The following is a 22,364-nucleotide window of genomic DNA, read 5'->3' on the forward strand; positions in this document are numbered from 1 at the left end:
ATATGCCCCTCTCCATACTGGTGGGGCTGGCCGATTTTTATAATACCTCAACCGATTATCTCCTTGAGCGTACCAACGATCCCGCGCCGCCGCGCAAACGGTAACGTCTCCGCTTTGGCCAAGCGGGAAAACTGCGCCTGCGCGGCGCGGGCGACACATTTATCGAGGTGATCAATATTCCTTATAAGCGTATACGAAATTTACGCGAGGATAACGATTTGAGTCAGCAGCAGGTCGCAAGCTATCTGCATATTTCACAGCGAACTTATAGTTACTATGAAAACGGCGAGCATAATATGCCCCTCTCCATACTGGTGGGGCTGGCCGATTTTTATAATACCTCAACCGATTATCTCCTTGAGCGTACCAACGATCCCGCGCCGCCGCGCAAACGGTAACGTCTCCGCTTTGGCCAAGCGGGGAAACTGCGCCTGCGCGGCGCGGGCGGACAAGAGGGGAGAAACCAACGGTTTCTCCCCTCTTGCCAATCACCCCTTTTCCCTGATGCGCAGGCCGGAGGCCGGAACGGCTGCGCCGTTCCTATTTCTGACCAGGACCGCTCCGAAAAAATACGGGGGCTGTTGCGGGAGCTCTGTTCGCGCGGAGGTTAGAGCGGGATAGCGGGAAAACGGGTGCCGCCTGTCCGAAACGGTCCATGCGCGCGTAACAGCGCGCGCGGGAGGGGGAAAGCCGCCACCACCCCGCCCCCTTGAGGTGGAAGCCGTTGTGCTTACCGTGATACAGCAAATGGGCGGCAGATGGAACGCGTGACCCACCTTGCGCGCGGAGCGCGCCCTTATTTGCGGGAGCAAATGCCGCAAACCAGCGCCGCGGAAGCGTTCAAGCCCTGCAGCCGCGAAAAAAGGAAAGCAGGGAATTCAAAAGGGGAGGAAAACCCACGCGGGTTGTCCTCCCCTTTTGCCCCCGCGCCGGGCGGCGCACCGTCCCCGTGCCAAGGGGCGCAATTCCCTTGACCCTCCCTCCCCCGCGTGTTAAAATACCCTTGTGCAAAAAATTCCTGCAAAGGAGCTATAATAAATATGAAGATCGAAACAAAATGCCTGCATGAGGGCTACAAGCCCGAAAACGGCGGCCCAGGCGTCATGCCCATCGTTCAGTCTACCACCTACCGGTTCGATTCGACCGAAAAGATCGCATCCCTGTTCGATATGCCGACCGAGTACATGTACTCGCGCTTTGCCAATCCGACCTGCGACGCGGTGGAAAAGAAAATCGCCGCGCTGGAGGGCGGCGTGGGCGCGATGCTCACCAGCTCCGGCCAGGCGGCGAGCCTGCTCGCCATCCTCAACCTCTGTTCCGCGGGGGACAGCTTCATCGCGGCTTCCACGATCTATGGCGGCACGATCAACCTGTTCGGCGTGACGCTCAAAAAGCTCGGCATCGAGTGTATCTGGGCGGATGCGGAAGCAGACGCGAAAGAAATCCAGAAGCTGTTCAAGCCCAACACCAAGGCTGTGTTTGGTGAAACGCTCGCCAATCCGGCGCTGACCGTGTTCGATATCCAAAAGTGGGCGGATATCGCGCACAAAAACGGCGTGCCGCTAATCATCGATAATACGTTTGCCACGCCCATCCTGTGCCGCCCGATCGAATGGGGCGCGGATATCGTCATCCATTCCACCACAAAATATATGGACGGCCACGCGGTCCAGGGCGGCGGCGTCATCGTGGACGGCGGCCGGTTCGATTGGGCCGCCTCAGGCAAATTCCCCGACTTCACCGAGCCGGACGAGAGCTATCACGGCGTTGTCTATACCCGTGAATTCGGCAGCATGGCTTATATCATTAAGGCGCGCATGCAGCTTATGCGTGATTTCGGCTGTTATCCGGCGGCGCACTCCGCATTCCTTTTGAACCTCGGCCTGGAAACCCTGCCCGTGCGCATGAAGCGGTACTGTGAAAATGCGCTCACGGTCGCCGAGTACCTACAGGCGTCGGACAGGATCGCTTCCGTGCGCTACCCCGCCCTGCCCGGCAACGAACATTACGAACGCGCGCAGAAGTATCTGCCGCTCGGCACCTCGGGCGTGATGTCGGTCGATATCAAGGGCGGCCGCGGCGCGGCCATGCAGTTCATGGACAGCCTGCAGCTTGCCTGCAACGAGGTCCATGTGGCGGATATCCGTACCTGCGTGCTGCATCCGGCCAGCGAAACCCACCGCCAGCTCACGGACGAGCAGCTCGTTGCCGCAGGTATCGAGCCGGGCCTTGTGCGGGTTTCGGTCGGCTTGGAAAATGTGGAGGACATTATCGCGGACCTTGACCAGGCTCTCGCTCAGCTCGGCTGAAGCCGCTGTCTGGAAGCAAAGGCACGCGAAACACCGTTTTTTGTCAAACAGGAGGTTTTCCTATGTATATCCGATCGATCGAGCCGCGCGACCGCGACTTTTTCCTCAGCCGCAACGCGGCGTTCTACCGCTCTTCCGCCTGCGACCATGCAATCCCGCCGCAGAACGCCGAGCGCACGTTCGAACTGCTGCTGCACGGCACGCCCTACGCGGACTGCCTGATCGCGGAGGACGACGACGGCGCGCCCTGCGCCTACCTGCTGCTCGCGCTCACCTGGTCGAATGAGGCGGGCGGGCTGTGCGTATGGCTGGACGAACTGATGGTGGACGAGACCGTGCGCGGCACGGGCATCGGCCGCAAAATGATCGCTGCCGCACACGAAAAATACAACAGCGCCGCGCGCTACCGGCTGGAGGTGACCGAAAGCAATGTGCGCGCCGCCGCGCTGTACCGGATGCTCGGCTTCGAGGAGCTGGCCTACCGCCAGATGATTATGGACACGCCGGTCGGCCTGTGAGCCGAACAGAGCCGCAGTTTAAAGCTGCGGCTTTTTCTTTGCCGGTTTATCTGTTATAATAGTAAAAACGGGGTGAAGCATATGGCCGGTGAAAATAAAATGGGGACCATGCCCGAAGGGCGGCTGATCGTTACCATGTCGTTTCCGATCATGCTGTCCATGCTCGTGCAGGCGCTGTACAACATTGTGGACAGCGCTTTTGTCGCGCGCATCAGTGAGGACGCCCTGACCGCCGTTTCCCTTGCGTTTCCGGTGCAGCTTTTAATGATCGCGGTTGCGACCGGCGCGGGCGTGGGCGTCAACGCGCTGCTGTCGCGCCGGCTGGGACAGAAAAAGCAGGCGGAAGCGGACGCGGTCGCGGTCAACGGCATTTTTCTTTCCATTTGCTTCTGGCTGGTGTTCGCTGTGCTGGGGCTGCTGTTCGGACGCGACTTTATCGCGCTGTTCACCGATGTACCCGCTGTCGTCGATATGGGCGCCGGCTATGTGACGGTGGTGACTACCGCATCCTGCGGCGTTTTCCTGCTGTTTGTCGCGGAACGGCTCATGCAGGCGACCGGCAACACGGTCTACCACATGGTCACGCAGCTCATCGGCGCGCTGCTCAACTGCGTCCTCGACCCGATCCTGATCTTCGGGCTGTTCGGCTGCCCCGCGCTCGGTACCACGGGCGCGGCGCTCGCGACCGTGCTCTCCCAGATCACCGCCATGTCAATCGGCTTTTTCATCAATGTGCGCTTTAATCAGGATGTCCGCATCCATGTACGCGGCTTCCGGCCGGATGTCCGCATCCTTGCGGAGATCGTGCGCATCGGCCTGCCCGCCGCCCTGCAGCAATCCCTGCTGAGCGTGCTCACGGTTGGCCTCAACCGCATCCTGATGCCGTTCTCCCAGACCGCAGTCGGCTTTTACGGCGTGTATTACAAGCTGCAGAACTTCCTGTTCATGCCGGTCTACGGCCTTAACAACGCGCTCATCCCCATGATCGGCTACAACTACGGTGCGAAAAACCGCCGCCGCATCGAGCGGATCACCCGATATGCGCTGTTGCTCGCGCTCGGCATCATGGCGGCGGGTACGCTGCTGTTCGAAGCGCTGCCTGTACCGCTTCTGCGGCTGTTCGACGCCTCGGACGCCATGCTCGCCCTCGGCGTACCCGCTATCCGCATCATCTCCACTTCGTTCTGCTTTGCCGGCGTTTCCGTCATCCTGTCCGGCTGCATGCAGGGTTTGGGCCGCGGAAGCGAGTCGCTTATCGTGGCGCTGCTGCGTCAGCTTGTCCTCCTCCTGCCCGCCGCCGTGCTGCTCTCGCGCGTCAGCCTGTCGGCCCTCTGGCTGGCGTTCCCGCTTGCAGAGGCCTGCGGCCTTGCCGCGGCGGTGCTGCTCCACCGGCGGGTATGCCGCCGGCTTTTAGCGGGCTTGCCCGAATAAACGTCACAAAAATGTAACAAACACCCTCTTGTTTTTGTGCATTCTGCGGCATATAATAAAGGCAGAAAACCAGAAAGGGGTGAGTCCCATGGACAGCGAGATACAGCGGCTTGCAGGGGATATCCTGAAGCATCCCCGCTTTCTGCAGCTTCTGCAGCTCCAGCACCACGGCGCGGAAAATTCCGTGTACGACCATTCGGTCGCCGTGGCTCAGGCGGCGTATGCCATCGCCCGCCGGATGCGTCTGTCCGGAGACGAGACCGCCTCTGTTGTCCGCGCGGCGCTGCTGCACGATTTCTTCGGTTACGACTGGCACGGCGAGCGTTTCCGCCGTTACCTGCGCCGGTATTCCGGCCTGCGGCGCGTGATGCGCATGCACGCGTTTGTACACGGCCATATCGCGGCCGACCGCGCGAAGCATACGTTCGGCCTGACCGAGCGCGAATGCGAGGCAATCGCGCGGCACATGTTCCCGCTCGCGGCCATGCCGCGCACGCGGATCGCATGGATCGTGACGCTGGCGGACAAAGCCGTTGCTTCCAGGGAGATGGCCGCTGCGCTTGGCGGCTATGTGTCCCTTGCCTGCCGCAAGCTGTTTGCTTATAATTGAAAACGCCGTCCGGATGCGTCTGTCCGGAACGGCGTTTTTTGTTTTACAAATCCTGTATGTTCATCTTTTCCAGCAGCCTTTCCCGCCGGAGCTTTTCCCGCCCGATATAATATACCCCCAACAGCACAAAGGTTGGGATGTTGCTTACCAGCAGGATAATCCCGACCTGGACGGTATCGCCCAGCGTCCAGTCCGACGTTTGTTCCACCCGCCGCTCCTCATAGAGTACCTCGCCGGTTTCCTCATCGACCACCTGCAGCTCGCTCGCCGCGCCGCCTATGGAGGTAAACACCACGCCGCCCAACACCAGCAGCAGCGACAGCATAAGCGACAGAGCAGGCATAATCAGCCCCGGCCACCGGCTTTTGCGGCGCGACAGCCAGACCTCAAGCACGATCACGCCCGCCAGCACCGCCACCAGCACCAGCGTGTTCAGCACGGTCACCACGACCGACATTGTCATTACTCCCGCCAAAACGATCCCCCCTTACAAATCCTGCACCTGCATGCGTTCCATCTGCTTTTCTCTACGCCGGCGCGAGCGGCACAGGGCGTACAGCCCCAGCAGGAGCAGCGTCGGTATGTTCGCCAACAGCAGGTTGAGCGGCAGGCTGACGGCCAGTTCCGCGGTCAGCGGGAGCGGCTCGCCGTAGGCCTGCGCATAGCCTGTGACCGCGCAGACCGCCGCCAGCAGCGTATACGCCAGCCACAGCCCCGGCAGCACCAGCCCGGGCCACCACGCCCGCCGTTTGGACAGAAACACCTCCAGCGCGCAGACCGCCGCGAACAGCGCCAAACAGAAAACCAACTTAATCGGATTTATCATGCTAACCCTCCTCGTTCTTCTGCTTCTTATACTCGTTAATCAGGATTTTCGCCGTGTCGAAATCCAGCTTGTCGTTGACCGCCAGCCGTTTGATGAGCGCGATATACGGCTCCTCCCCTTCGCGCTCGCCGATCTCGATTTTCTGGATCAGCCGGTCAAGCCGCAGGCGCACGGTCGGATAGGTCACGCCGTATACGCCCGCGACCTCTTTGAGCGAGCCGGAGGCCAAAATAAATTTTTTGATGAAAGAGACATCCTCATCGTCAAGCTGCGCCATCCACTCCGGTACGACCTCGATCGCCACCCCATCACTTCCTTTCCTGTGACTTTAGTATAATATTTAATTTTATAAAAGTCAATCTTTAATTTTGTTTATATCAAAGAAAAATCCTGTCTATAAAAGACAGGATTTTTTATCGGCTCCGTTTCTGATAGGCCAGCCGCTCGCCGCGCCCGTTTTCCAGGTCGATCAGGCCGCAGAACGTGTACCCCAGCCGCGCCAGCAGGCGCTGCATGGGCTTGTTGTCGCGGTGGGTGTCGATACGGATGTTGCCGCACCGCGCCAGGCACCATTCCAGGCAGAACGCCGCCGCGCCGCGCCCGTGCTCCGCCGCCGCAATCCGGTGTACCACGCCGTAGGGGGCGTCGTCCAGCCAAGCGCCCTCCCGAATCACCCGATAGGTCGGCTCCCCCTCCGTGGTGAAGCAGAACGCCGCCGCGAGCCGCCCCTCGTCCTCGCAGATATAGCTGCGCCGCGCGTTGATATCCGCTTCGAGCATCTCTTTCGTGGGGAAGCGGCTGCCCCATTGGTGCGGGTTGCCGTTTTGCGCCATAAACCGCCGCGCTGCGTCGAACAGCGCGAGCAGATCGGGCAGGTCGGCCGGCGCCGCATGCCGTATTTCCATGTTTTACAACTCCTTTATCCATTCCGCGCAGAGCGCCTGCCAGCGGTTCACATGCCGGTCCGGCCGGCGCCCTCTTGCCGGATCGCAGGTTTCCAGATCCGCCAGCGCCAGCCCATGCACGCCATGCGGAAACAGGTGTACCTCATGCGGCACGCCCGCTTTCCGCAGCGCCGCTTCGAGCAGCAGCGTGTTCTCGACCCGCACGGTCTGATCCTCCAGCGTGTGCCACAGGAACACCGGCGGCGTTCGCGCGTCCACCAGCATTTCCAGCGAAAACGCACGCTGTTTTTCCGGATCCGCGCCGGCCAGACGCGCAAAGCTGCCGCGATGGCCGTATTCCCCCGCCGTCACCACCGGATAGCACAGCACCGCCGCGTTCGGCCGGTGGCACTGCAGGTCGGTATCGGGCGCAAACCATTCCGGCCGGTGCCAGACCGCCGCCAGCGTCCCCGCCAGGTGCGCGCCCGCGGAAAAGCCCCCGACCGCGATACGGTCCGGCGCGACCCCAAGCTGCGCGGCATTCCGCCGCACCCACGCGACCGCCGCGGCCAGCGTATGCAGCGGCATCGTGTCCAGCGGCACGGGCGCACAGTCGTATTCCAACACGAACGACTCGACGCCGTCCCGCGCAAAGGCGCGCGCTGCGGGCGCGCCCTCCCGAATCGAGCAGAATTCGTACCCGCCGCCCGGACACAGAATGAGCGCGGGCTTGGGGCCGTGCTGCGCGGCGGCAAAGCGGGTCAGCCTGCCGTGCGGCAGCGTGAGCACCTGTGACATCTTACCCTCTCCCTTTCCGCGGTTACCGCTTTCCGTACATGCCGCCGCCGATCGCCTCCGCGATCTCGTCCCGCGTTTCGAGCAGCGGCACACGCAGCGCGGCGATGCGCTCGTCCGACATGCGCGTCAGCGGCGCGGAAACCGAGATCGCATACGAGGCGCGCCCGCGATAATCCGGAATCGCCGCCGCGATGCAGCGCACGCCCAGCTCGTTTTCTTCGTTATCCATCGCGTAGCCCAGCCGCCGGACCTGCGCCAGCTCCTGAAAAAACGCGGCTTCATCCACGATCGTATAGGGCGTCCACGGGCGGACGTCGCTGGCGCGCCAGAGCGCGCGCGCTTCCTCGTCCGGCCAGGTGGCCAGGATGGCTTTGCCCACGCCCGTGCAGTACAGCGGGCGGCGCATGCCGATGCGCGAGAACATGCGGATCGCGCCGCTCACGCTTTCCACCTTATGGATATAAACGATATCGCGCTCCTCCTGCAGGACCAGGTGGACGGTTTCTCCGGTTTCATGCCCCAGGCGCTCCAGCGGCGCGCGGGCGCGCTCGATCACATCCATGTTCTCCACAATATAGCTGCTCAGCTCGCACAGGCGCATGCCCGCGCGGTAAACGCTGGTCTCCGCGTCCCGCTGCACATAGCCGCGCGTACACATCGTTGCCAGCAGCCGGTGTACCGTGCTTTTATGCAGGCCGGTTTCCGCCGACAGCGTGCCGATCGTCATGCCGTTCCGGCTGCGGCACAGCTTTTCCAGCAGGTCAAACGCCCGCTCCAACGACTGGACCGACGAGGATTCTGCCATGGAATTTCCTCCCTTTTGTTCCGCATTATAAAACCTTGTTTCATTTTAATAGATTTTACACAAAAACACAAGAGAAACTTTGCACAGATTGTTAGCAGAAAACTCTTGCAATCTGACGGTAAAGTACTATAATTAAATCAGCAAGTGAATTCGTGAAACAATATTCCACAATATGAAACACGGAGGATGATCGCAATGAATGAAATCGAGAAAAAGGTCCAGTCCATCGGTGTCGTACCGGTAATCAAGCTCAACAATCCCGACCGTGACGCGGTTCCGCTGGCAAAGGCGCTGATCGACGGCGGCGTACCGGTTGCCGAGGTCACGTTCCGCGCGGCGGGCGCCGCCAAGGCCATCAAGGCTATGCACGACGCCTATCCGGAAATGCTCGTAGGCGCGGGTACTGTCCTGACCACCGACCAGGTAGACGAGGCGATGGCCGCCGGTGCGCAGTTCATCGTCACCCCCGGCATGGATCCCGAAATCGTCGCCTACTGCAAGAAAGTCGGCGTGCAGATCTTCCCCGGTTGCACCACCCCGACCGATTATCACACCGCCTACAAGTTCGGCCTTGAGGTTCTCAAGTTCTTCCCCGCCGAGCAGTCCGGCGGCATCGCCAAGATCAAGGCCATGAGCGCCCCGTTCCCGATGTTCAAGGTTATGCCGACCGGCGGCATCTCGCTGAAGAACCTGGCGGACTATGCCAAGAATCCGGTCATCGCTGCCTGCGGCGGCTCCTACATGGTCACCGCCGACCTGATTGAGGGCGGCAAGTGGGATGAGATCACCGACCTGTGCAAGAAGTCGGTCGAGATCGTGAAAGAGGCGCGCAATGGCTGAGTATTCTCTGGCGCACATCGGCATCAATGCCGCCAATGAGCAGGAAGCCCTCAAGACCGCTGAAATGTTTTCCACCCTGTTCGGCTTTGCGGTAAAGCCGGGCAACAGCTCGGTCTTCGCCGGAACGGGCGTCGAGGTGATGAAGGAGCCCTATAAGGGCCGGAACGGACACATCGCCATCGGCACGCCGGACGTCGCCGCCGCCAAAGCGGAGCTGGAGGGGCGCGGCTTTACATTCGACGACGCGACCGCCAAGTTCAAGGCTGACGGCACGCTCAACGCAATTTACCTGACCGACGAAATCTGCGGCTTCGCCGTACACCTGGTCGGCAAGAAATAATCACAACCTATCATTACGGAGGGAAAATCATGAAAATCGTAACCTTTGGCGAGCTTATGATCCGTCTGCAGCCGTACAATTACGAGCGCTTCGTACAGGCTGACCATCTCGAATTCACCTTTGGCGGCGGCGAGGCCAACGTTGCCGTTTCGCTGGCGAACTACGGCATGGACGCCGCGTTCGTCACCAAGCTGCCGGCGCACACCATCGGCCAGTGCGCGGTCAACTCCCTGCGCCGCTATGGTGTGGATACCAGCAAGATCGTCCGCGGCGGCGACCGTGTCGGCATCTACTTCAACGAGAAGGGCGCTTCCCAGCGCGGCTCGGTCTGCATCTACGACCGCGCGCATTCCGCGATCCAGGAAGCGACCACCGCTGATTTTGACTGGAACAAGATCTTTGAGGGCGTGGACTGGTTCCACTTCACCGGCATCACTCCGGCGCTCGGCCCGAATGTTGTCGATATCTGCCGCGAGGCCTGCCAGGCGGCCAAGGCGCACGGCGTCAAGATCTCCTGCGACCTGAACTACCGCGGCAAGCTCTGGACCCGCGAGCAGGCGCGCGAGGCCATGACCGACCTGTGCCAGTATGTAGACGTGTGCATCTCCAACGAGGAGGACGCCAAGGACGTGTTCGGCATTGAGGCCGAGTCCACCGATATCTACGCGGGCGAGATCAACCACGAGGGCTACAAGTCTGTCGCCAAGCAGCTGGCGGACAAGTTCGGCTTTGAAAAGGTTGCCATCACCCTGCGCGAGTCCCACTCCGCTTCCGACAACGGCTGGAGCGCGATGCTGTTCGACGCGAAGACCGGCGAGTACTGCTTCTCCAAGAAGTATGAGCTGCGCATCATCGACCGCGTCGGCGGCGGCGACAGCTTCGGCGGCGGCCTGATCTACGCGCTTCTGAACGGCAAGTCCACCCAGGACGCGGTAGAGTTTGCTGTCGCGGCTTCCGCGCTCAAGCACACCATCGAGGGCGACTACAACATGGTAACGGTCGCCGAGGTCGAGAAGCTCGCCGGCGGCGACGGCTCCGGCCGCATCCAGCGCTAAACCTTACCCATAGCAACGGCATTTGCCGTTTTCCTCATCATTTTGATACCTCCCCTATCCTAACAAAGCGGAAAGCCCGCACTCCGAATGGAGTGCGGGCTTTCCGTATTCATGCGCGCCTGCCGCGCCGGAAAATCCGGACGCCCAGCAGCAGGAGGCCGGCCAGCAGCAAAAGCCCCTGCGCCACCCACACCGCGGCCGGCAGCGTGAAGGGCGGGTCGGCCGGCAGGGTGAGCGGATAGCTCCGCAGCAGCGTGCCGTTCCACAGGCCGAGCGCCTCGGGCAGCGGCAGCGCGGACAGGATAAACGGCGCGAGCATCCACCCGTATACCAGCCACGGGCATGCGCCGCCCAGCAGCCAGCCACTCCCCGCCGCAAACACAAGCGGCGGCGCCGCGATTGCCAGCAGCGGAAGCAGCAGGCTCCCCCAATCGTGCCAGTGCAGCGTATAGGCAAAGAATACCGCGGCCAGCAGCACGGCGGCGCCAAGCAGCAGAAGCATCCCCACCAGCAGCGCCATGCAGCGCACGCCCGCAAAGCGGCGCGGGTCCACCGCAGTCGCGTCGGTCAACACCGCGGTCCGCCGCTCGCCCTCCGAGGTGAAGAAGGTCAGGAAAAACAGCGTACCCGCCCACAAAAGGGGCAGCAGCCGCGCCAGATAATATCCAAAGCTCCACGGCGAGAACGGCGCGGTGTACGCAACGCCCAGTATCACCTCTCCGGAAAGCAGCAGCCAGCCGTAGAGCAGCACCGCCGCCAATATGCCGAAGAAAAATTTGTTCAGCAGGAGCCGGCGCAGCTCGCACACAAACACCTTACGCACGTCCGATCTCTCCTTCCTCCAAACCGCAGGCGTTCAGAAAATCGCCCAGCGTGATATACGGCGGCAGCTCGCCGCCCCCCTGCGTATACAGCCGCGCCAGCGCCGCGTCCAGCCTTTCCCGCCCGATCTTCTGCTCCGCGCGGTAGATCATCAGCGCCGTGCCGTCGTACCAGTTGACCGAATCGGCCGCGGCCTTTACCTCGGCCGCATATGCTTCGGGCAGGACCGCCAGATATTCCGGATGCCGCATATAAAACGACTGCGCGTTCTGCGACGTGGTGCGCTCCCACTTTTCGACATAATTTGCGCGGGCATACTCCTCTCCTTTCCGTTCGGCCATCAGCCGGTAGGTCGAGTAGGTCGTCATGCCCTCGTCCGTCCAGTTCGCGTCCTCCATATCGATCAGGGAAACGCCCAGCCCCCACCACTGATGGATGATCTCATGCGCCAGCACCTCGGCGCTGTCCGCGCCTTTGTCCGCAGAGGCCAGGTTCTGATCGCTGAAATAGCTCTCCCCCATTTGGCTGATGTTCCCACTCGCGCTCCCGCCAAACTGGAACACCGTGCTCTGCACGATCTTGAACGGCTTGTCCTGCGTAAAGGTACGCGGGCCATAGTGTTCGGTGCAATAGTCGATCGCCTCCTGCATGATGCCAATCCCCTCGCCCGCAAGGCGCGGCTCGTATTTGGCGCTGTACCAGAATTCGATCGGGAAGCCGCCGCCCTCCAGCGTCCGGCACACATAGTCGCCCGCGAAAACGCGCAGTTCGCCTGCGCCTGCGTCCTCGGCATGCCAGGTGGTCGTCCCGTCGCCATTCGGCGCCCCCCTGCGCGTCGTTCCGGAGGACACCAGCGTCATCGCATCCCGCAGCGCGATATCCAGCGTGACCGGCGTTTCCTCCCCCGCCAATTGCAGGGGCAGGGACGGGGCGAGGTGCGACCCGTACAGTTCGAGCCCTTTCCCGCTGATGAAGCCGGCGCTGCTCATCAGCGCTTCCTGTGCGTTCCACATTTTCGGCATGCCGCCGTACTCCACGACCAGCGTGATCTGTTCCTCCGCGGGGAGCACGCAGCGCACCTCGCGCGCGGCGATATAGTCGTTGTGCATATCCTCCCATTCCACAGGGCTGCCATTGGCCGTGACCTCCCGCACCCGATAGCCGGAATCCAGCTCGAAATACAGCTCCTGCGGCTCCCCCGACGTATTGGTAAGCCGATAGGAGGCTGTGCCGGACAGCGTACCCAGCAGGTAGCTTTCAATACGCGCTTCGATCTCCGTGCCGGCCAGCGTCAGGGTCGTGTTGCTGCGGTCCTCCGGCTGGTAGCTCATCCAATCCGCGGGGCTGTGGTCGATAAACGGCTGCCGCGCCCACAGGATGCCGCCTCCGGCCGCCAACACGATCGCCAGCAGCGGCAGGGCGGCAAACCGCAGATGGCGTGCAAACGATCCTATCAGCCCGCGGCCATATTGCCGCACCCCCAGCAGCGACAGCAGGTACAGGCCGGTCAGCAGGCACAGCCAGACGATACGGCTGTACAGCGCGGTGCGCCAGATCACCGCGCTGCCGAACGCATCCGACAAGGCGGTAACAAGCGGCACGCACCACTGGGCGAGGAAAAAGCGGCTGCACCACGCGCCCTGGGAGAAAACGATGCCTGCCAGCACAACCGCCAGGCTGATATCCAGCCGGCATACGAACTGATCGACCGACGCCGCCAGCAGCGTTCCCATGACCGGACCGGACAGCAGAATCAGCGCGGCCGCAAGCCAGTAATCCCCCAGAGAAAAGACAATGTCGAGCTTGTACCAGGTATAGGGCAGGTACAGCAGGCCGGCTGCCAGCACGGTCAGCACGGCCACAGCCAGCACGGAGAACAGCCGCACGGCCGCGAGCCGGAGCGGGGACAGCGCCGCGTCGGTGATTGCGGCGAGCCGGCTGCGGCGCGGCTTTTCCAGGCTCGCCAGCATCAGCAGCGCGAAAGCCGCCGCCCCGATCAGCCCGCCGGCCAGCATGGGGTTGGCCAGATACAGGGAGGCCATGGAATCCCCATACGCCGGCCGGTACAGCCCGTATCCCGCCAGCGGCCCCAGCAGGGTCGCCGCGACGGCCAGCCAGGTCAACCGCCCGCACAACAGCCGCCCCAGCTCAACGCGAAACAATGCACGCAGGCTCATGTTTCCGCCTCCTCGATCAGGTAGAGGTAGGCGTCCTCCAGCGTCGGCTCGGCCGGCTGGGCGTAGGCGGGCAGCGCGCGCGCCACCGCGCGGCATTGGACCCCGTCCGCGGTGTTGACGCGCGCGGTGATATGCAGCGCCGCGTCCCCCTCCGGCTGTTCGGAAAAGGTGCAGACATGCCCCCGCGCCATGCGGATCAGCTCCTGCGGCGTACCCGAAAAGCGGATGCGGCCATGATGGATGACGATAAGTCGGTTGCATACGGACTGCACATCCTCGATGATATGGGTGGACAGCAGCACCAGCTTATCCTGCGCCGCGCGCGAAAACAGGTTGCGGAAATGGATGCGCTCCTCCGGATCCAGCCCGACGGTCGGCTCGTCAAAGATCAGGAACCGCGGCTCCCCCAGCAGGGCCTGCGCGATGCCAACCCGCTGCCGCTGCCCGCCGGACAGCGTGCGTATCCGCGCGCGCCGTTTTTCCTCCAAATTGACCTCCGACAGCACGGCCCGCACCGCCTTTTTCTGGTCGGGCAGTCCCTTGAGGGCGGCCATGTACTCCAGAAACCGTTCGACCGTCAGTTCGTCATACAGGCCGAAGCTCTGCGGCAGATAGCCCAGTCGCCGCTTATAGGCGGTTTCGTTTTTCCGCAGCGGCGCGCCGTCGGCCAGAATCGTCCCCGCCGATTCGGTCAGCCCTGCCACGAGCAGCTTCATGAGGGTGGACTTTCCCGCGCCGTTCGGCCCCAGCAGGCCGACCAGGCTGGGACTTTCCAGCTCAAGGGAGATGTCCTGCAGCGCCTGCTTGCCGTTGGGATAGGTCATGGACAGGCTGTTGATACTGATTTTCATGTGTCAGCGTCCTTTCTTGCGATTTCTGACGCCCAGTATATCCGCGCCGCATGGAGCCGGTTTGAAGCGAATGTGTGTTTTCTATGAAGAAACCCGCCGCTCAATCGAGCGGCGGGAACGTAATGGTAAAGCATACCCCCTCCGGCGTGTTGCAGGCCGTGCAAACGGCATGGCACCGCTGCAAAATCATACGCACCAGATACAGCCCCAGCCCGCTGCCGCCCGTCCGGCGGTTGCGGGACTGCTCGGCGCGGTAAAACGCTTCAAACAGATGCGGGATATCCGCTTCCGACAGGTGCGCGCGGGTATTTTCGACCGTCAGCACCGGCCGGCTGTCCCGCATTCGGGTGCTGACGCGGACCTCGGCGCCCGCGGGCGAATAATGCGCGGCGTTGGACAGCAGGTTTTCGACCGCCCTGCCCAGCAGGGCGCGCTCCCCCAGCACCGGCACCCCGTCCGGCAGGGACACTCGAAGGCGCAGGCCGCGCTGCTCGAACAGCGCTTCATCCTGCTCCAACTGTTCCCGCACCAGTTCAGACAGGTCAAAACGCTCGATTTTTACCGGCGCGCCGTCCGATTCCAGCCGCGAAACGGTCAGGATTTCGCGTATCAGTTCTTCCATGCGCGCGGTCACAGCAAGCGACCGCGCGAGGTATTTGTCACGGTCCCGATATACGGAAACCCCGTCCAGCATGCCGGTCAACTGTCCCTTGAGGATCGTGACCGGCGTTTTCAGCTCATGCGACGCGGCGGAAAAAAACGCCAATCGCTGCCGTTCCAGCTCCCGCTCGCGCTCCATATCGCTGCGGAGCGCCTCGTTTGCGGCCTGCAGGCTGGTCAGGGCCTCCTTCAGCTTTTGCGCCATGCCGTCCAGGCTGCGGCCCAGCGCGCCGATCTCGTCGCGGCGCTTTTCCGCGCACTGCCAGTCAAAATCCAGATGTTCCATGCGGCGCGCGATGCCGCTCAACCGGATGATCGGCCGCGTGATATAGCGGGAATACAGCAGCGCGCAGCCCGCCGAAAACACCAGCATCGCGAGCAGCAGCCATGGCGCGGCGCGCAGCAGCGCCTGCACCGCCTGATTCTCCGGCTGCGCATACGGCTGGACGTACAGCTCGTAGGGGGCGGTGTCGTGCAGGAAGGTGACCTCCGCGGTCAGGACGCTGGTTGCCGTGCCGGTGATTGACAGCACGCTGTCCTCCCACATGCTGCCCGCCACTCCAAACGCTATACCGTCGCTTTTTCCGCTGTCCTCCGCGGTCAAAACCACCACATTGTCGTTTTCATACAGCGAATAAACCGCCAACTGTGAGCCGGTGTCCACCGCCTTGCCATCCGCACCCAGCAGCATGGCATCCGCGCCTGCGCTGCGGATAAATTCATCAAGCAGCGGCCCGCAGTCCTCACGCTCTGTTTGCGCCAGCCGGTCGACCAATTCGTTCATCTGCTCCTCTATCGCGCTGCTTATGACCGCCGTATAGGTGATCGGCGTCGCCCAGGCGATGCATCCGAAGGTGATCGCGCCCGCGCCCAGCAGCAGGGCGAAGGTCAGCAGGAAGATACGCGCGGTCAGGCTTTCACGGATTTTCTTTCGCAGCACGGTAGCCCACCCCTCTCACGGTCTCGATATAATCCACGCCGAGCTTGCGGCGCAGGTTTTTGATATGGCTGTCCACCACGCGCTCGTCCCCGAAGAAATCATAGCCCCATATCTTCGCCAGCAGCACCTCGCGCGTGAACACCCGCCCGGGACTGGATATAAAGGCGCGGAGCAGCTCAAACTCACGCGCGGTCAGCTCCAGCGGGCGGCCCTCCAGCCGCGCCTCCATCATGTCCGGATCGAGCGTCAGCCCGCGGTAGCGTATCACATGCGAAACGCCGGTCCCGCCGCCCGTGCGGCGCAGCACCGCCGCCACCTTGCGCAGCAGGATGGGCATGGAAAACGGCTTTACAATATAATCATCGATTTCCAGGTCGAAGCCGCGGAGCTGCTCGGCCTCCCCGTCGAGCGCGGTCAGCATGATGACCGGCAGGCGCGATTCCCGCCGGATCAGCTCGCACACGCCGAACCCATCGATCTTGGGCAGCATTACATCGAGCAGCGCCAGATCGAACGGCGCTTCGTGGAAGCGGTCGAGCGCCTCCACCCCGTCCGACGCCAGCACCGTGTCATAGCCCGCGTCCCGCAGGTAGGCGTCCAGCAGCTCCTGAATATCCAGGTCGTCCTCCACAATCAATATGCGTTTCATCCAGGTCCCCCCTTATTCGGTAGTATAACAGGGCTTTATGGATTTTACATGAAGAACGGAAAAATCCCTTTTCCCCGCCCCGCCGGGCAGCGCGGGACGCCTTGTGGGAGTCCGGTTTCCGAAAAAAGAAAAACCGCACTTTTTCATTCCGAAAAAGTGCGGCTTCTGGTGGAGACGGTGAGGATCGAACTCATGACCTCCACACTGCCAGTGTGGCGCTCTCCCGGTTAGATCGGTTACATACCCCTCTAAATCGGGCCAATAGAGCGTTCAATACGCGGGACACCCCACCAAAAGCCGCAAAACCATCGGCGTTTTTCTTGAAATTCATTATAGCTGGGGCCAGACCGCATATCAATACTAAATTTGAAAACAAGCTCGATACCGCAATTCCCTTTTCGCATGGTATAATTTCCTTGTTCCATAGCGAAAGGGGGTGTTGAGTATGGAGAAAGAATATATAGCTGGTGAGCCGCAAAGATATGAGATCGGCAATCGCGTTTTTATCGTGGAGCCCCGTTATGATAAAAACGGTGAAAGTATGTCGGACATCCTGTTAAAGCTGATGATGGCCGATGTCGATGAAAAAATGTGGAACGAAGGCCACCGCGAAAAAATCTAATCTAAAATTAAATCCGAGTTGTCAAGCAAGGTATTTATTCTAAAACAATTTCATATTGAGCATTACGCCGCCCGAGTGAGACTATGGGCGGCGTTTTCATACACCACAACTTGAAAGGAGGAGTCCCTTATCTGCTGCCAGCCATCGGGCTGGCTTTTTTCATTTCAAGACAAAGGAGGTTTGACATTGGCAGACGATAAAAAGAATATCGGCCCCGAGGCAGAAACGACTGACACGGCCCCCGCGCAGGAGCAGCCTGCTCCCGGCAAGGCCGAGCCCGTTGTGGCAGATCCCGCCCCGGCTGAAAAGGCAGCTCCCGCAGAAAAGGCGGAGCCCACCGTCCCGGAGGCTCCCAGCCCTGCGGCTCCCGAGCCGCTCAAGCCCGACAAGGAGGCCAAGCAGACTGCCACCCCGGACAAGAGTGATCCTGCCCCTGCTCCCTCTGGCAAGGTGGTGGATTTCGCCGCCGCCCGTGAGGAGGCCGGAAAGGACAAGGCCCCGAAGGAAAAGGCTCCCAAGCAGAAAACCACGGAGTCGAAGGACAAAGCAGCGGCCAAGGCCAGCAAGGGCCGCCCGGCAAAGGCTGACAAGGCGGCCCCCGACAAGGCCAAGCCGCCCACGCGAGACAAAATGTCCCAAAGTAAGGCTGCCCCGGAAAATGCTGCACCCAATCCGCAGGAGGCTCCCGCCCCTGCCGCGCCGGAGCAGCCCGCCGCGCCCCGTGACGCTACCCGCGCAGAAAAAGAGGAAATTGTCTACCTCAATCTGTCCGAGCTGCGCCCGTTCAAAAACCATCCCTTTGGTGTCCGTGACGATGCCGAGATGCAGGGCCTTGTGGAGTCCGTCCGGGCAAGTGGTGTAAACCAGCCCGCGCTGGTGCGCCCCACCGAGGATGGCGGGTATGAGATCATCGCGGGCCACCGCCGCCAGAGGGCAAGCGAGCTGGCCGGGTTTGTGAATATGCCCTGTATTGTCCGTAACATGACCGATGACGAGGCCATCCTCGCTATGACGGATGACAACCTGCGCCACCGCGAAAAGATTTTGCCCACGGAAAAGGCACAGTCTTTGAAAATGCAGGTGGAGGCCATCAAGCACCAAGGCGCTCGTCCCGGTGAGGACGCACAGGAGGCGGGTAAACGCTCCACGCAGATCGTGGGTGATCGCAACGGCATGAACTACAAACAGGTACAGCGGTATATCCGCTTGACCGAGCTGGTGCCGGATTTGCAGAAAATGCTGGACGAAAAAAAGCTGGCATTTACCCCCGCCGTGGAGATTTCCTTTATCCGGCCCAAACATCAGAAGTATATCGCCGTGTCCATTGAGGGCCAGCAGTCCTCTCCGTCCCTATCCCAAGCCCAGCGGCTCCGCAAGCTGGATCAAGAGGGCAAGCTGAACGGCGATGTGATCGACGGCATTTTGATGGAAGAAAAGAAGGAGGTTGATAAGGTGATTATCAATAGCGCGGAACTGGAAAAGTATTTCGGCAAGGACAAGTCCCCCCGTCAGATGAAGGATCAGATCATGGCCCTGCTGGATGACTGGAAGGCCAAGCAGCCCCCCGAGCTGGGCAAGCCCGAAAAGAAAACGGATAAGAGCCTGTAACCTCGAGACAATTTGTCCCGAGGTTTTTTCATTGAATGGAGGTTTTAACAATGAAACGACCCCTCGCATATATCACCGCTGCGTGGTGCGGCAGCGATGCCGAAAACGCAAAACAGGCGGCGCAGTATTGCCGCAGCGTGTATGAGGCGGGCTTTTCGCCCATCTGCCCCACGCTGTTCCATCCCCTGTTCCTCAATGATGCCATTCCCGAGGAGCATAAAAGCGGGATCGACATGGCCCGTAATCTGCTCAAACGCTCTCATGTGCTGGTGGTGTGCGGCCATACCGTCACCGAGGCTATGAAGAACGATATTGCTGTTGCCCAGCGGCTGGGTATCACGGCAACCACGCTGGAGGGCATCTTGACGGTCAAGGGACAGGGCCGCCGCTGATATGGCGGCCCTGCTGGAAGCCTACATTACCAACCTCGGCAAATATGCCGAGGGGCAGCTTGTGGGCGAAACGCTGAAATTTCCCACCACGGCGGAGGAGGTACAGTCCCTCTTAAAGCGCATCGGCGTGGACGGCATACGGTATGAGGAGATTTTCATAACCAGCTTTGACGGCGATGTACTGGGGCTGCATGAGCACTTGGGCGAATATGAAAGCATTGACGAGCTCAACTATCTGGCCGCGCTGCTGTCGGAAATGGATCAGAGCGATATAGAAAAGTTTGAGGCGGTCATAGACGCTGGCGAATACACAGGTAGCGTAAAAGACTTAATCAACCTCACGCAAAATCTGGATTGCTTTGAGTTCTATTCCGGTGTCCGTAGTGACGAGGAGCTGGGCCGTATGTATGTGCTGGAGTTCGGCGGTGTGGAAGTCCCGGAACACCTCATTGATTATATCGACTATGAGGCATACGGGCGGGATGTGCGGATCAATGACGGCGGCCACTATGCCCCCGGTGGATATGTGGCCGACAACCGCAGCAGCTTTATAGAGCACTACACGGGCCGGGATGACATTCCCGACGAGCACCGCGTTTTCTCCATGCCCAAGCTGTCCATCCGGGAGCAGATGTCAGCTTTCAAGGAAATTATAGACCGTTCCTCGCTGGAGGGGGAACGGAAACGGCCCACGCTGGGCCATACGGAACGATAACCCCACCTTGGGACAACTTGTCCCGAGGTGAGAAAGGAGGCGGCATAGCTGATAGAAGAAGATATTTCCCGGCGTACTGTTGCAGTTTCCGTCCGGGCCAGTAAGCTGACGGCGCGGAGCCTTGCCTATGTGGTGGCCGCTGTGGGGCGCAAAATCGCCAAAGAACACCGCGCCCGGCAGATCCCTCACGGCAAACAGACGGTCAAGCAACTTATGCGGCATGGCGTGTCTACCAACAGTCTGGAGCTGTCCGGCGATACCAAAAGTTTTGACCGGGTGGCCCGGAAGTGGAATGTGGATTATGCCTTTTACAAGACAGGCCCGGACAAATACCTGTTGTTTTTCAAGGCGGGACAGGCTGATGCCATGACCGCCTGTTTCTCGGAGTATTCCAAAAAGGTGCTGAACAAGTCCAAGTCCAGGCGCATCCCCATCCGGGATCAGATCAAGCGGGCCGGAGATCAGCTCACCCGTGAAAAGCCCAAACAGCGGGAGCGTGTGAAGGAGGCGGCGCATGAAAACAGATAAGCTCCGAAAATTCCTCATTCCCAATATCCCGTATGTGTTCATCGGCTGGGCGTTCCTCAAATTGAGTACGGCCTATCGGCTGGCCGCTGGTGCGGGTTTCCTAACAAAAGTGATGGGGATCGGCCAGACTATCGGCCCGGCCTTTGCCGATTTCGCGCCGGGGCTAAACCCTGTTGACTGGCTGGTTGGTATCGTGGGAGCCGTGGCGTTCCGTCTGTTCATCCACATGAAAAGTAAAAAAGCCAAGAAGTTCCGGCGTGACGAGGAGTACGGCTCGGCCCGGTGGGGAAACGAAAAGGACATCAAGCCCTTTGTCGATCCCAAGTTTGAAAACAATGTCATTCTGACCGGGACGGAGTTTCTCACCATGAACACCCGGCCCAAGATCCCGGCCAACGCCCGAAACCTCAATACCTGTGTCATCGGATCGTCCGGCTCGGGCAAAACCCGCTTTTGGCTCACGCCCCAGCTTTTACAGGCCCATTCCTCTTTCGTGGTGGTAGACCCGAAGGGCGGCGTCCTGTCCCAAGTGGGCAGCTTTCTCCAAAAGCGGGGGTACAAAATCAAGGTATTCAACAGCATCGACTTCTCCAAGTCCATGCACTATAACCCGCTGGCGTATATCAAGAACGAGTCCGACATCCTAAAGTTCGTCAATGCCCTTATTTCCAACACCAAGGGCGAGGGCAAAGAGGGCGATCCGTTCTGGACGAAGGCCGAAACGCTCCTATACTGCGCCCTGCTGGGCTATATCATTTTCGAGGGCGCGGAGGAAGATCGCAATATGAATACGCTGGTGGACATGATCTCCGGCATGGAGGTCAAGGAGGATGACGAGGACTTTATGAACGCGGTGGACTATATGTTTGCCGGGTTGGAAAAGCGAAAGCCGGATTGCTTTGCTGTGAAGCAGTACAAAAAGTACAAGTTAAGCAGCGGCAAGACGGCCAAAAGCATTTTGATTTCCTGCGGTGCTCGTCTGGCTCCCTTTGACATCCCCCAGCTCCGGGAGATTATGAGCTACGATGAACTGGAACTTGACCGTATGGGTGACAGACGGACGGCAACATTTTTCTGCATCAGCGATACGGACAGCACCTACAATTTTTTGGTCGCTCTCGCTTTTTCGCAGATGTTCAATCTCCTGTGTGAACGGGCCGACAATGTGCATGGGGGCCGCTTGCCCCATCATGTGCGCGTCCTGTGGGACGAGGCGGCCAATACGGGCCAAGTGCCGGGGCTGGAAAAGCTGGTGGCCGTCATTCGTTCCCGCGAGGTGAGCCTTGTACTGCTCTATCAGCAGCTTGCTCAATGCAAGGCCATTTACGATAAAAATGCGGAAACGATCCTCGGCAACATGGACAGCGTGATATTCCTCGGTGGCCGCGAGGCCAGCACTATCAAGGAAATATCGGAAAACTGGCTGGGCAAGTCCACGATCTCCATGCAGACGGATGGCCGCACACGGGGCCAGTCCGAAAGTTACAGCCAAAACATCCAGCGGCTGGGCCGGGAGCTGATGACCCCCAGCGAGCTTGCCACAATGCCCGGTGATCGGTGCATCTTGCAGCTCCGGGGCCTGCCCCCGTTCTATTCCCGCAAATACGATCTGAAGCAACACCCCAACTACAAGTTTACGGCTGAGGCCGACAAGAAAAACGCCTTTAACCTCGACAGGCTGATAAACCGCCGCAGGCGGCCCGGCCCCAACGAGGCTTGTGAGGTGTACGAAGTGGATGTGCCCGCCGAGGCGCTCACAGAAGAGGACGAGGACATCCTCAACTATGACGACCTCGACGATCCAGACGCTTTTGTATAAAACCTTGGGCTTTTAGGGTTCCCGCAAAATCAGCGATTTTGTGGGAAGAGGAGGCGCAACGGAGCGTGCGGAGTTTGGGACATTTTGTCCCAAAGTAGCAAAGCGAAGTTTGTGCCGACGAGTCCCGAGGTACGGACGCTGCCGCCCTACACGGGGCGGCTTTTT

At 60.6% G+C, this 22,364-nt stretch carries 25 protein-coding genes; 14 read left to right on the forward strand and 11 right to left on the reverse strand.

Translation table 11 applies throughout. The features are described from left to right. The first annotated feature begins 167 nt into the window (after positions 1-167). The 5 genes from ACYQ3S_RS09270 (at position 168) to ACYQ3S_RS09290 (ending at position 4,868) form a co-directional block, all read left to right on the forward strand. Positions 168-398 carry a helix-turn-helix domain-containing protein gene (locus tag ACYQ3S_RS09270; protein ID WP_459688699.1) on the forward strand — a complete coding sequence of 77 codons (231 nt, stop codon included), beginning with the start codon at positions 168-170 and terminating at the stop codon, positions 396-398. 642 nt (positions 399-1,040) lie between these two features. Next, positions 1,041-2,309, forward strand: coding sequence for an O-acetylhomoserine aminocarboxypropyltransferase/cysteine synthase family protein (locus tag ACYQ3S_RS09275; protein WP_054327733.1), 1,269 nt, complete (start codon positions 1,041-1,043; stop codon positions 2,307-2,309). Between the two features lie 62 nt (positions 2,310-2,371). Then, positions 2,372-2,827 carry a GNAT family N-acetyltransferase gene (locus ACYQ3S_RS09280; protein ID WP_459688701.1) on the forward strand — a complete coding sequence of 152 codons (456 nt, stop codon included), beginning with the start codon at positions 2,372-2,374 and terminating at the stop codon, positions 2,825-2,827. Between the two features lie 81 nt (positions 2,828-2,908). After that, a complete protein-coding gene (locus tag ACYQ3S_RS09285; RefSeq protein WP_459688703.1) occupies positions 2,909-4,258 on the forward strand; it encodes an MATE family efflux transporter in 1,350 nt (449 codons plus the stop codon). Between the two features lie 88 nt (positions 4,259-4,346). Further along, on the forward strand, positions 4,347-4,868 hold the full coding sequence (locus ACYQ3S_RS09290) for an HD domain-containing protein (protein ID WP_459688704.1): 522 nt from the start codon (positions 4,347-4,349) through the stop codon (positions 4,866-4,868). A gap of 43 nt (positions 4,869-4,911) precedes the next feature. Here the strand turns inward: ACYQ3S_RS09290 and ACYQ3S_RS09295 are convergent, their stop codons facing one another. From ACYQ3S_RS09295 to ACYQ3S_RS09320, 6 genes are all read right to left on the reverse strand, one after another. After that, on the reverse strand, positions 4,912-5,343 hold the full coding sequence (locus ACYQ3S_RS09295) for a hypothetical protein (RefSeq protein ID WP_459688705.1): 432 nt from the start codon (positions 5,341-5,343) through the stop codon (positions 4,912-4,914). Positions 5,344-5,355: 12 nt separating this feature from the next. Further along, on the reverse strand, positions 5,356-5,694 hold the full coding sequence (locus ACYQ3S_RS09300) for a hypothetical protein (protein ID WP_459688707.1): 339 nt from the start codon (positions 5,692-5,694) through the stop codon (positions 5,356-5,358). Position 5,695: 1 nt separating this feature from the next. Next, positions 5,696-5,998, reverse strand: a complete 303-nt coding sequence (locus ACYQ3S_RS09305) for a DUF2089 family protein (RefSeq protein WP_054327727.1) — start codon at positions 5,996-5,998, stop codon at positions 5,696-5,698. Between the two features lie 109 nt (positions 5,999-6,107). Next, complete coding sequence (locus ACYQ3S_RS09310; RefSeq protein WP_459688709.1) at positions 6,108-6,599, reverse strand: N-acetyltransferase family protein; 492 nt, start codon at positions 6,597-6,599, stop codon at positions 6,108-6,110. A 3-nt stretch (positions 6,600-6,602) separates the two neighbouring features. After that, complete coding sequence (locus ACYQ3S_RS09315; protein ID WP_459688711.1) at positions 6,603-7,376, reverse strand: alpha/beta hydrolase; 774 nt, start codon at positions 7,374-7,376, stop codon at positions 6,603-6,605. A 22-nt stretch (positions 7,377-7,398) separates the two neighbouring features. Beyond that, positions 7,399-8,181, reverse strand: a complete 783-nt coding sequence (locus tag ACYQ3S_RS09320; protein ID WP_054327724.1) for an IclR family transcriptional regulator — start codon at positions 8,179-8,181, stop codon at positions 7,399-7,401. Positions 8,182-8,376: 195 nt separating this feature from the next. Between ACYQ3S_RS09320 and eda the strand changes: the two genes are divergently transcribed. From eda to ACYQ3S_RS09335, 3 genes are read left to right on the forward strand one after another with little or no spacing between them, the layout of a single operon-like run. Then, complete coding sequence (eda, locus tag ACYQ3S_RS09325) at positions 8,377-9,021, forward strand: bifunctional 4-hydroxy-2-oxoglutarate aldolase/2-dehydro-3-deoxy-phosphogluconate aldolase (RefSeq protein WP_054327723.1); 645 nt, start codon at positions 8,377-8,379, stop codon at positions 9,019-9,021. Beyond that, positions 9,014-9,361 carry a VOC family protein gene (locus ACYQ3S_RS09330; protein WP_459688713.1) on the forward strand — a complete coding sequence of 116 codons (348 nt, stop codon included), beginning with the start codon at positions 9,014-9,016 and terminating at the stop codon, positions 9,359-9,361. Before eda ends, ACYQ3S_RS09330 begins: the two co-directional genes overlap by 8 nt. Positions 9,362-9,390: 29 nt before the next feature. After that, on the forward strand, positions 9,391-10,416 hold the full coding sequence (locus tag ACYQ3S_RS09335) for a sugar kinase (RefSeq protein ID WP_107630912.1): 1,026 nt from the start codon (positions 9,391-9,393) through the stop codon (positions 10,414-10,416). Between the two features lie 109 nt (positions 10,417-10,525). Here ACYQ3S_RS09335 and ACYQ3S_RS09340 read toward each other — a convergent pair whose 3' ends face one another. The 5 genes from ACYQ3S_RS09340 to ACYQ3S_RS09360 all read right to left on the reverse strand — a co-directional run bounded on the left by ACYQ3S_RS09340 (position 10,526) and on the right by ACYQ3S_RS09360 (position 16,515). Continuing rightward, a complete protein-coding gene (locus ACYQ3S_RS09340) occupies positions 10,526-11,239 on the reverse strand; it encodes a hypothetical protein (RefSeq protein ID WP_459688715.1) in 714 nt (237 codons plus the stop codon). Next, positions 11,232-13,415: a M1 family aminopeptidase gene (locus ACYQ3S_RS09345; protein ID WP_459688717.1), complete on the reverse strand. Its 2,184-nt coding sequence runs from the start codon at positions 13,413-13,415 to the stop codon at positions 11,232-11,234. The genes ACYQ3S_RS09340 and ACYQ3S_RS09345 overlap by 8 nt, the downstream gene beginning before the upstream one ends. Further along, positions 13,412-14,266, reverse strand: coding sequence for an ATP-binding cassette domain-containing protein (locus tag ACYQ3S_RS09350; RefSeq protein ID WP_459688718.1), 855 nt, complete (start codon positions 14,264-14,266; stop codon positions 13,412-13,414). The genes ACYQ3S_RS09345 and ACYQ3S_RS09350 overlap by 4 nt, the downstream gene beginning before the upstream one ends. Before the next feature lie 100 nt (positions 14,267-14,366). After that, the gene (locus ACYQ3S_RS09355) at positions 14,367-15,866 is read right to left on the reverse strand and encodes a sensor histidine kinase (protein WP_459688720.1); all 1,500 of its coding nucleotides are present in this window, start codon (positions 15,864-15,866) and stop codon (positions 14,367-14,369) included. Continuing rightward, complete coding sequence (locus ACYQ3S_RS09360; RefSeq protein WP_459688722.1) at positions 15,844-16,515, reverse strand: response regulator transcription factor; 672 nt, start codon at positions 16,513-16,515, stop codon at positions 15,844-15,846. Before ACYQ3S_RS09360 ends, ACYQ3S_RS09355 begins: the two co-directional genes overlap by 23 nt. Before the next feature lie 445 nt (positions 16,516-16,960). On the opposite strand from ACYQ3S_RS09360, the gene ACYQ3S_RS09365 reads away from it, so the two are divergent. From ACYQ3S_RS09365 to ACYQ3S_RS09390, 6 genes are all read left to right on the forward strand, one after another. Next, entirely contained in the window at positions 16,961-17,137 is a 177-nt protein-coding gene (locus ACYQ3S_RS09365; RefSeq protein WP_015574152.1) for a hypothetical protein, read from the forward strand. A 186-nt stretch (positions 17,138-17,323) separates the two neighbouring features. Continuing rightward, complete coding sequence (locus ACYQ3S_RS09370; RefSeq protein ID WP_087154058.1) at positions 17,324-18,745, forward strand: ParB/RepB/Spo0J family partition protein; 1,422 nt, start codon at positions 17,324-17,326, stop codon at positions 18,743-18,745. A gap of 50 nt (positions 18,746-18,795) precedes the next feature. Further along, positions 18,796-19,137, forward strand: coding sequence for a DUF7768 domain-containing protein (locus tag ACYQ3S_RS09375; protein WP_015574151.1), 342 nt, complete (start codon positions 18,796-18,798; stop codon positions 19,135-19,137). 1 nt (position 19,138) lies between these two features. Then, positions 19,139-19,852 carry an antirestriction protein ArdA gene (locus ACYQ3S_RS09380; protein ID WP_015574150.1) on the forward strand — a complete coding sequence of 238 codons (714 nt, stop codon included), beginning with the start codon at positions 19,139-19,141 and terminating at the stop codon, positions 19,850-19,852. 129 nt (positions 19,853-19,981) lie between these two features. Beyond that, positions 19,982-20,380, forward strand: coding sequence for a PcfB family protein (locus ACYQ3S_RS09385; RefSeq protein WP_181966738.1), 399 nt, complete (start codon positions 19,982-19,984; stop codon positions 20,378-20,380). Continuing rightward, positions 20,367-22,199 carry a VirD4-like conjugal transfer protein, CD1115 family gene (locus ACYQ3S_RS09390; protein ID WP_015574149.1) on the forward strand — a complete coding sequence of 611 codons (1,833 nt, stop codon included), beginning with the start codon at positions 20,367-20,369 and terminating at the stop codon, positions 22,197-22,199. The genes ACYQ3S_RS09385 and ACYQ3S_RS09390 overlap by 14 nt, the downstream gene beginning before the upstream one ends. The last annotated feature ends 165 nt before the right edge of the window (positions 22,200-22,364 follow it).

This window comes from Agathobaculum sp. TL06, assembly GCF_054658635.1.

Bases quoted from the DNA above. Each gene is read 5' to 3' on its own strand.
- ACYQ3S_RS09300 (WP_459688707.1), bottom strand. From the start codon at position 5,694: ATGATAAATCCGATTAAGTTGGTTTTCTGTTTGGCGCTGTTCGCGGCG.
- ACYQ3S_RS09275 (WP_054327733.1), top strand. From the start codon at position 1,041: ATGAAGATCGAAACAAAATGCCTGCATGAGGGCTACAAGCCCGAAAAC.
- eda (WP_054327723.1), top strand. From the start codon at position 8,377: ATGAATGAAATCGAGAAAAAGGTCCAGTCCATCGGTGTCGTACCGGTA.
- ACYQ3S_RS09335 (WP_107630912.1), top strand. From the start codon at position 9,391: ATGAAAATCGTAACCTTTGGCGAGCTTATGATCCGTCTGCAGCCGTAC.
- ACYQ3S_RS09310 (WP_459688709.1), bottom strand. From the start codon at position 6,599: ATGGAAATACGGCATGCGGCGCCGGCCGACCTGCCCGATCTGCTCGCG.
- ACYQ3S_RS09375 (WP_015574151.1), top strand. From the start codon at position 18,796: ATGAAACGACCCCTCGCATATATCACCGCTGCGTGGTGCGGCAGCGAT.
- ACYQ3S_RS09290 (WP_459688704.1), top strand. From the start codon at position 4,347: ATGGACAGCGAGATACAGCGGCTTGCAGGGGATATCCTGAAGCATCCC.
- ACYQ3S_RS09365 (WP_015574152.1), top strand. From the start codon at position 16,961: ATGGAGAAAGAATATATAGCTGGTGAGCCGCAAAGATATGAGATCGGC.
- ACYQ3S_RS09315 (WP_459688711.1), bottom strand. From the start codon at position 7,376: ATGTCACAGGTGCTCACGCTGCCGCACGGCAGGCTGACCCGCTTTGCC.
- ACYQ3S_RS09380 (WP_015574150.1), top strand. From the start codon at position 19,139: ATGGCGGCCCTGCTGGAAGCCTACATTACCAACCTCGGCAAATATGCC.
- ACYQ3S_RS09360 (WP_459688722.1), bottom strand. From the start codon at position 16,515: ATGAAACGCATATTGATTGTGGAGGACGACCTGGATATTCAGGAGCTG.
- ACYQ3S_RS09280 (WP_459688701.1), top strand. From the start codon at position 2,372: ATGTATATCCGATCGATCGAGCCGCGCGACCGCGACTTTTTCCTCAGC.
- ACYQ3S_RS09330 (WP_459688713.1), top strand. From the start codon at position 9,014: ATGGCTGAGTATTCTCTGGCGCACATCGGCATCAATGCCGCCAATGAG.
- ACYQ3S_RS09285 (WP_459688703.1), top strand. From the start codon at position 2,909: ATGGCCGGTGAAAATAAAATGGGGACCATGCCCGAAGGGCGGCTGATC.
- ACYQ3S_RS09320 (WP_054327724.1), bottom strand. From the start codon at position 8,181: ATGGCAGAATCCTCGTCGGTCCAGTCGTTGGAGCGGGCGTTTGACCTG.
- ACYQ3S_RS09345 (WP_459688717.1), bottom strand. From the start codon at position 13,415: ATGAGCCTGCGTGCATTGTTTCGCGTTGAGCTGGGGCGGCTGTTGTGC.
- ACYQ3S_RS09350 (WP_459688718.1), bottom strand. From the start codon at position 14,266: ATGAAAATCAGTATCAACAGCCTGTCCATGACCTATCCCAACGGCAAG.
- ACYQ3S_RS09390 (WP_015574149.1), top strand. From the start codon at position 20,367: ATGAAAACAGATAAGCTCCGAAAATTCCTCATTCCCAATATCCCGTAT.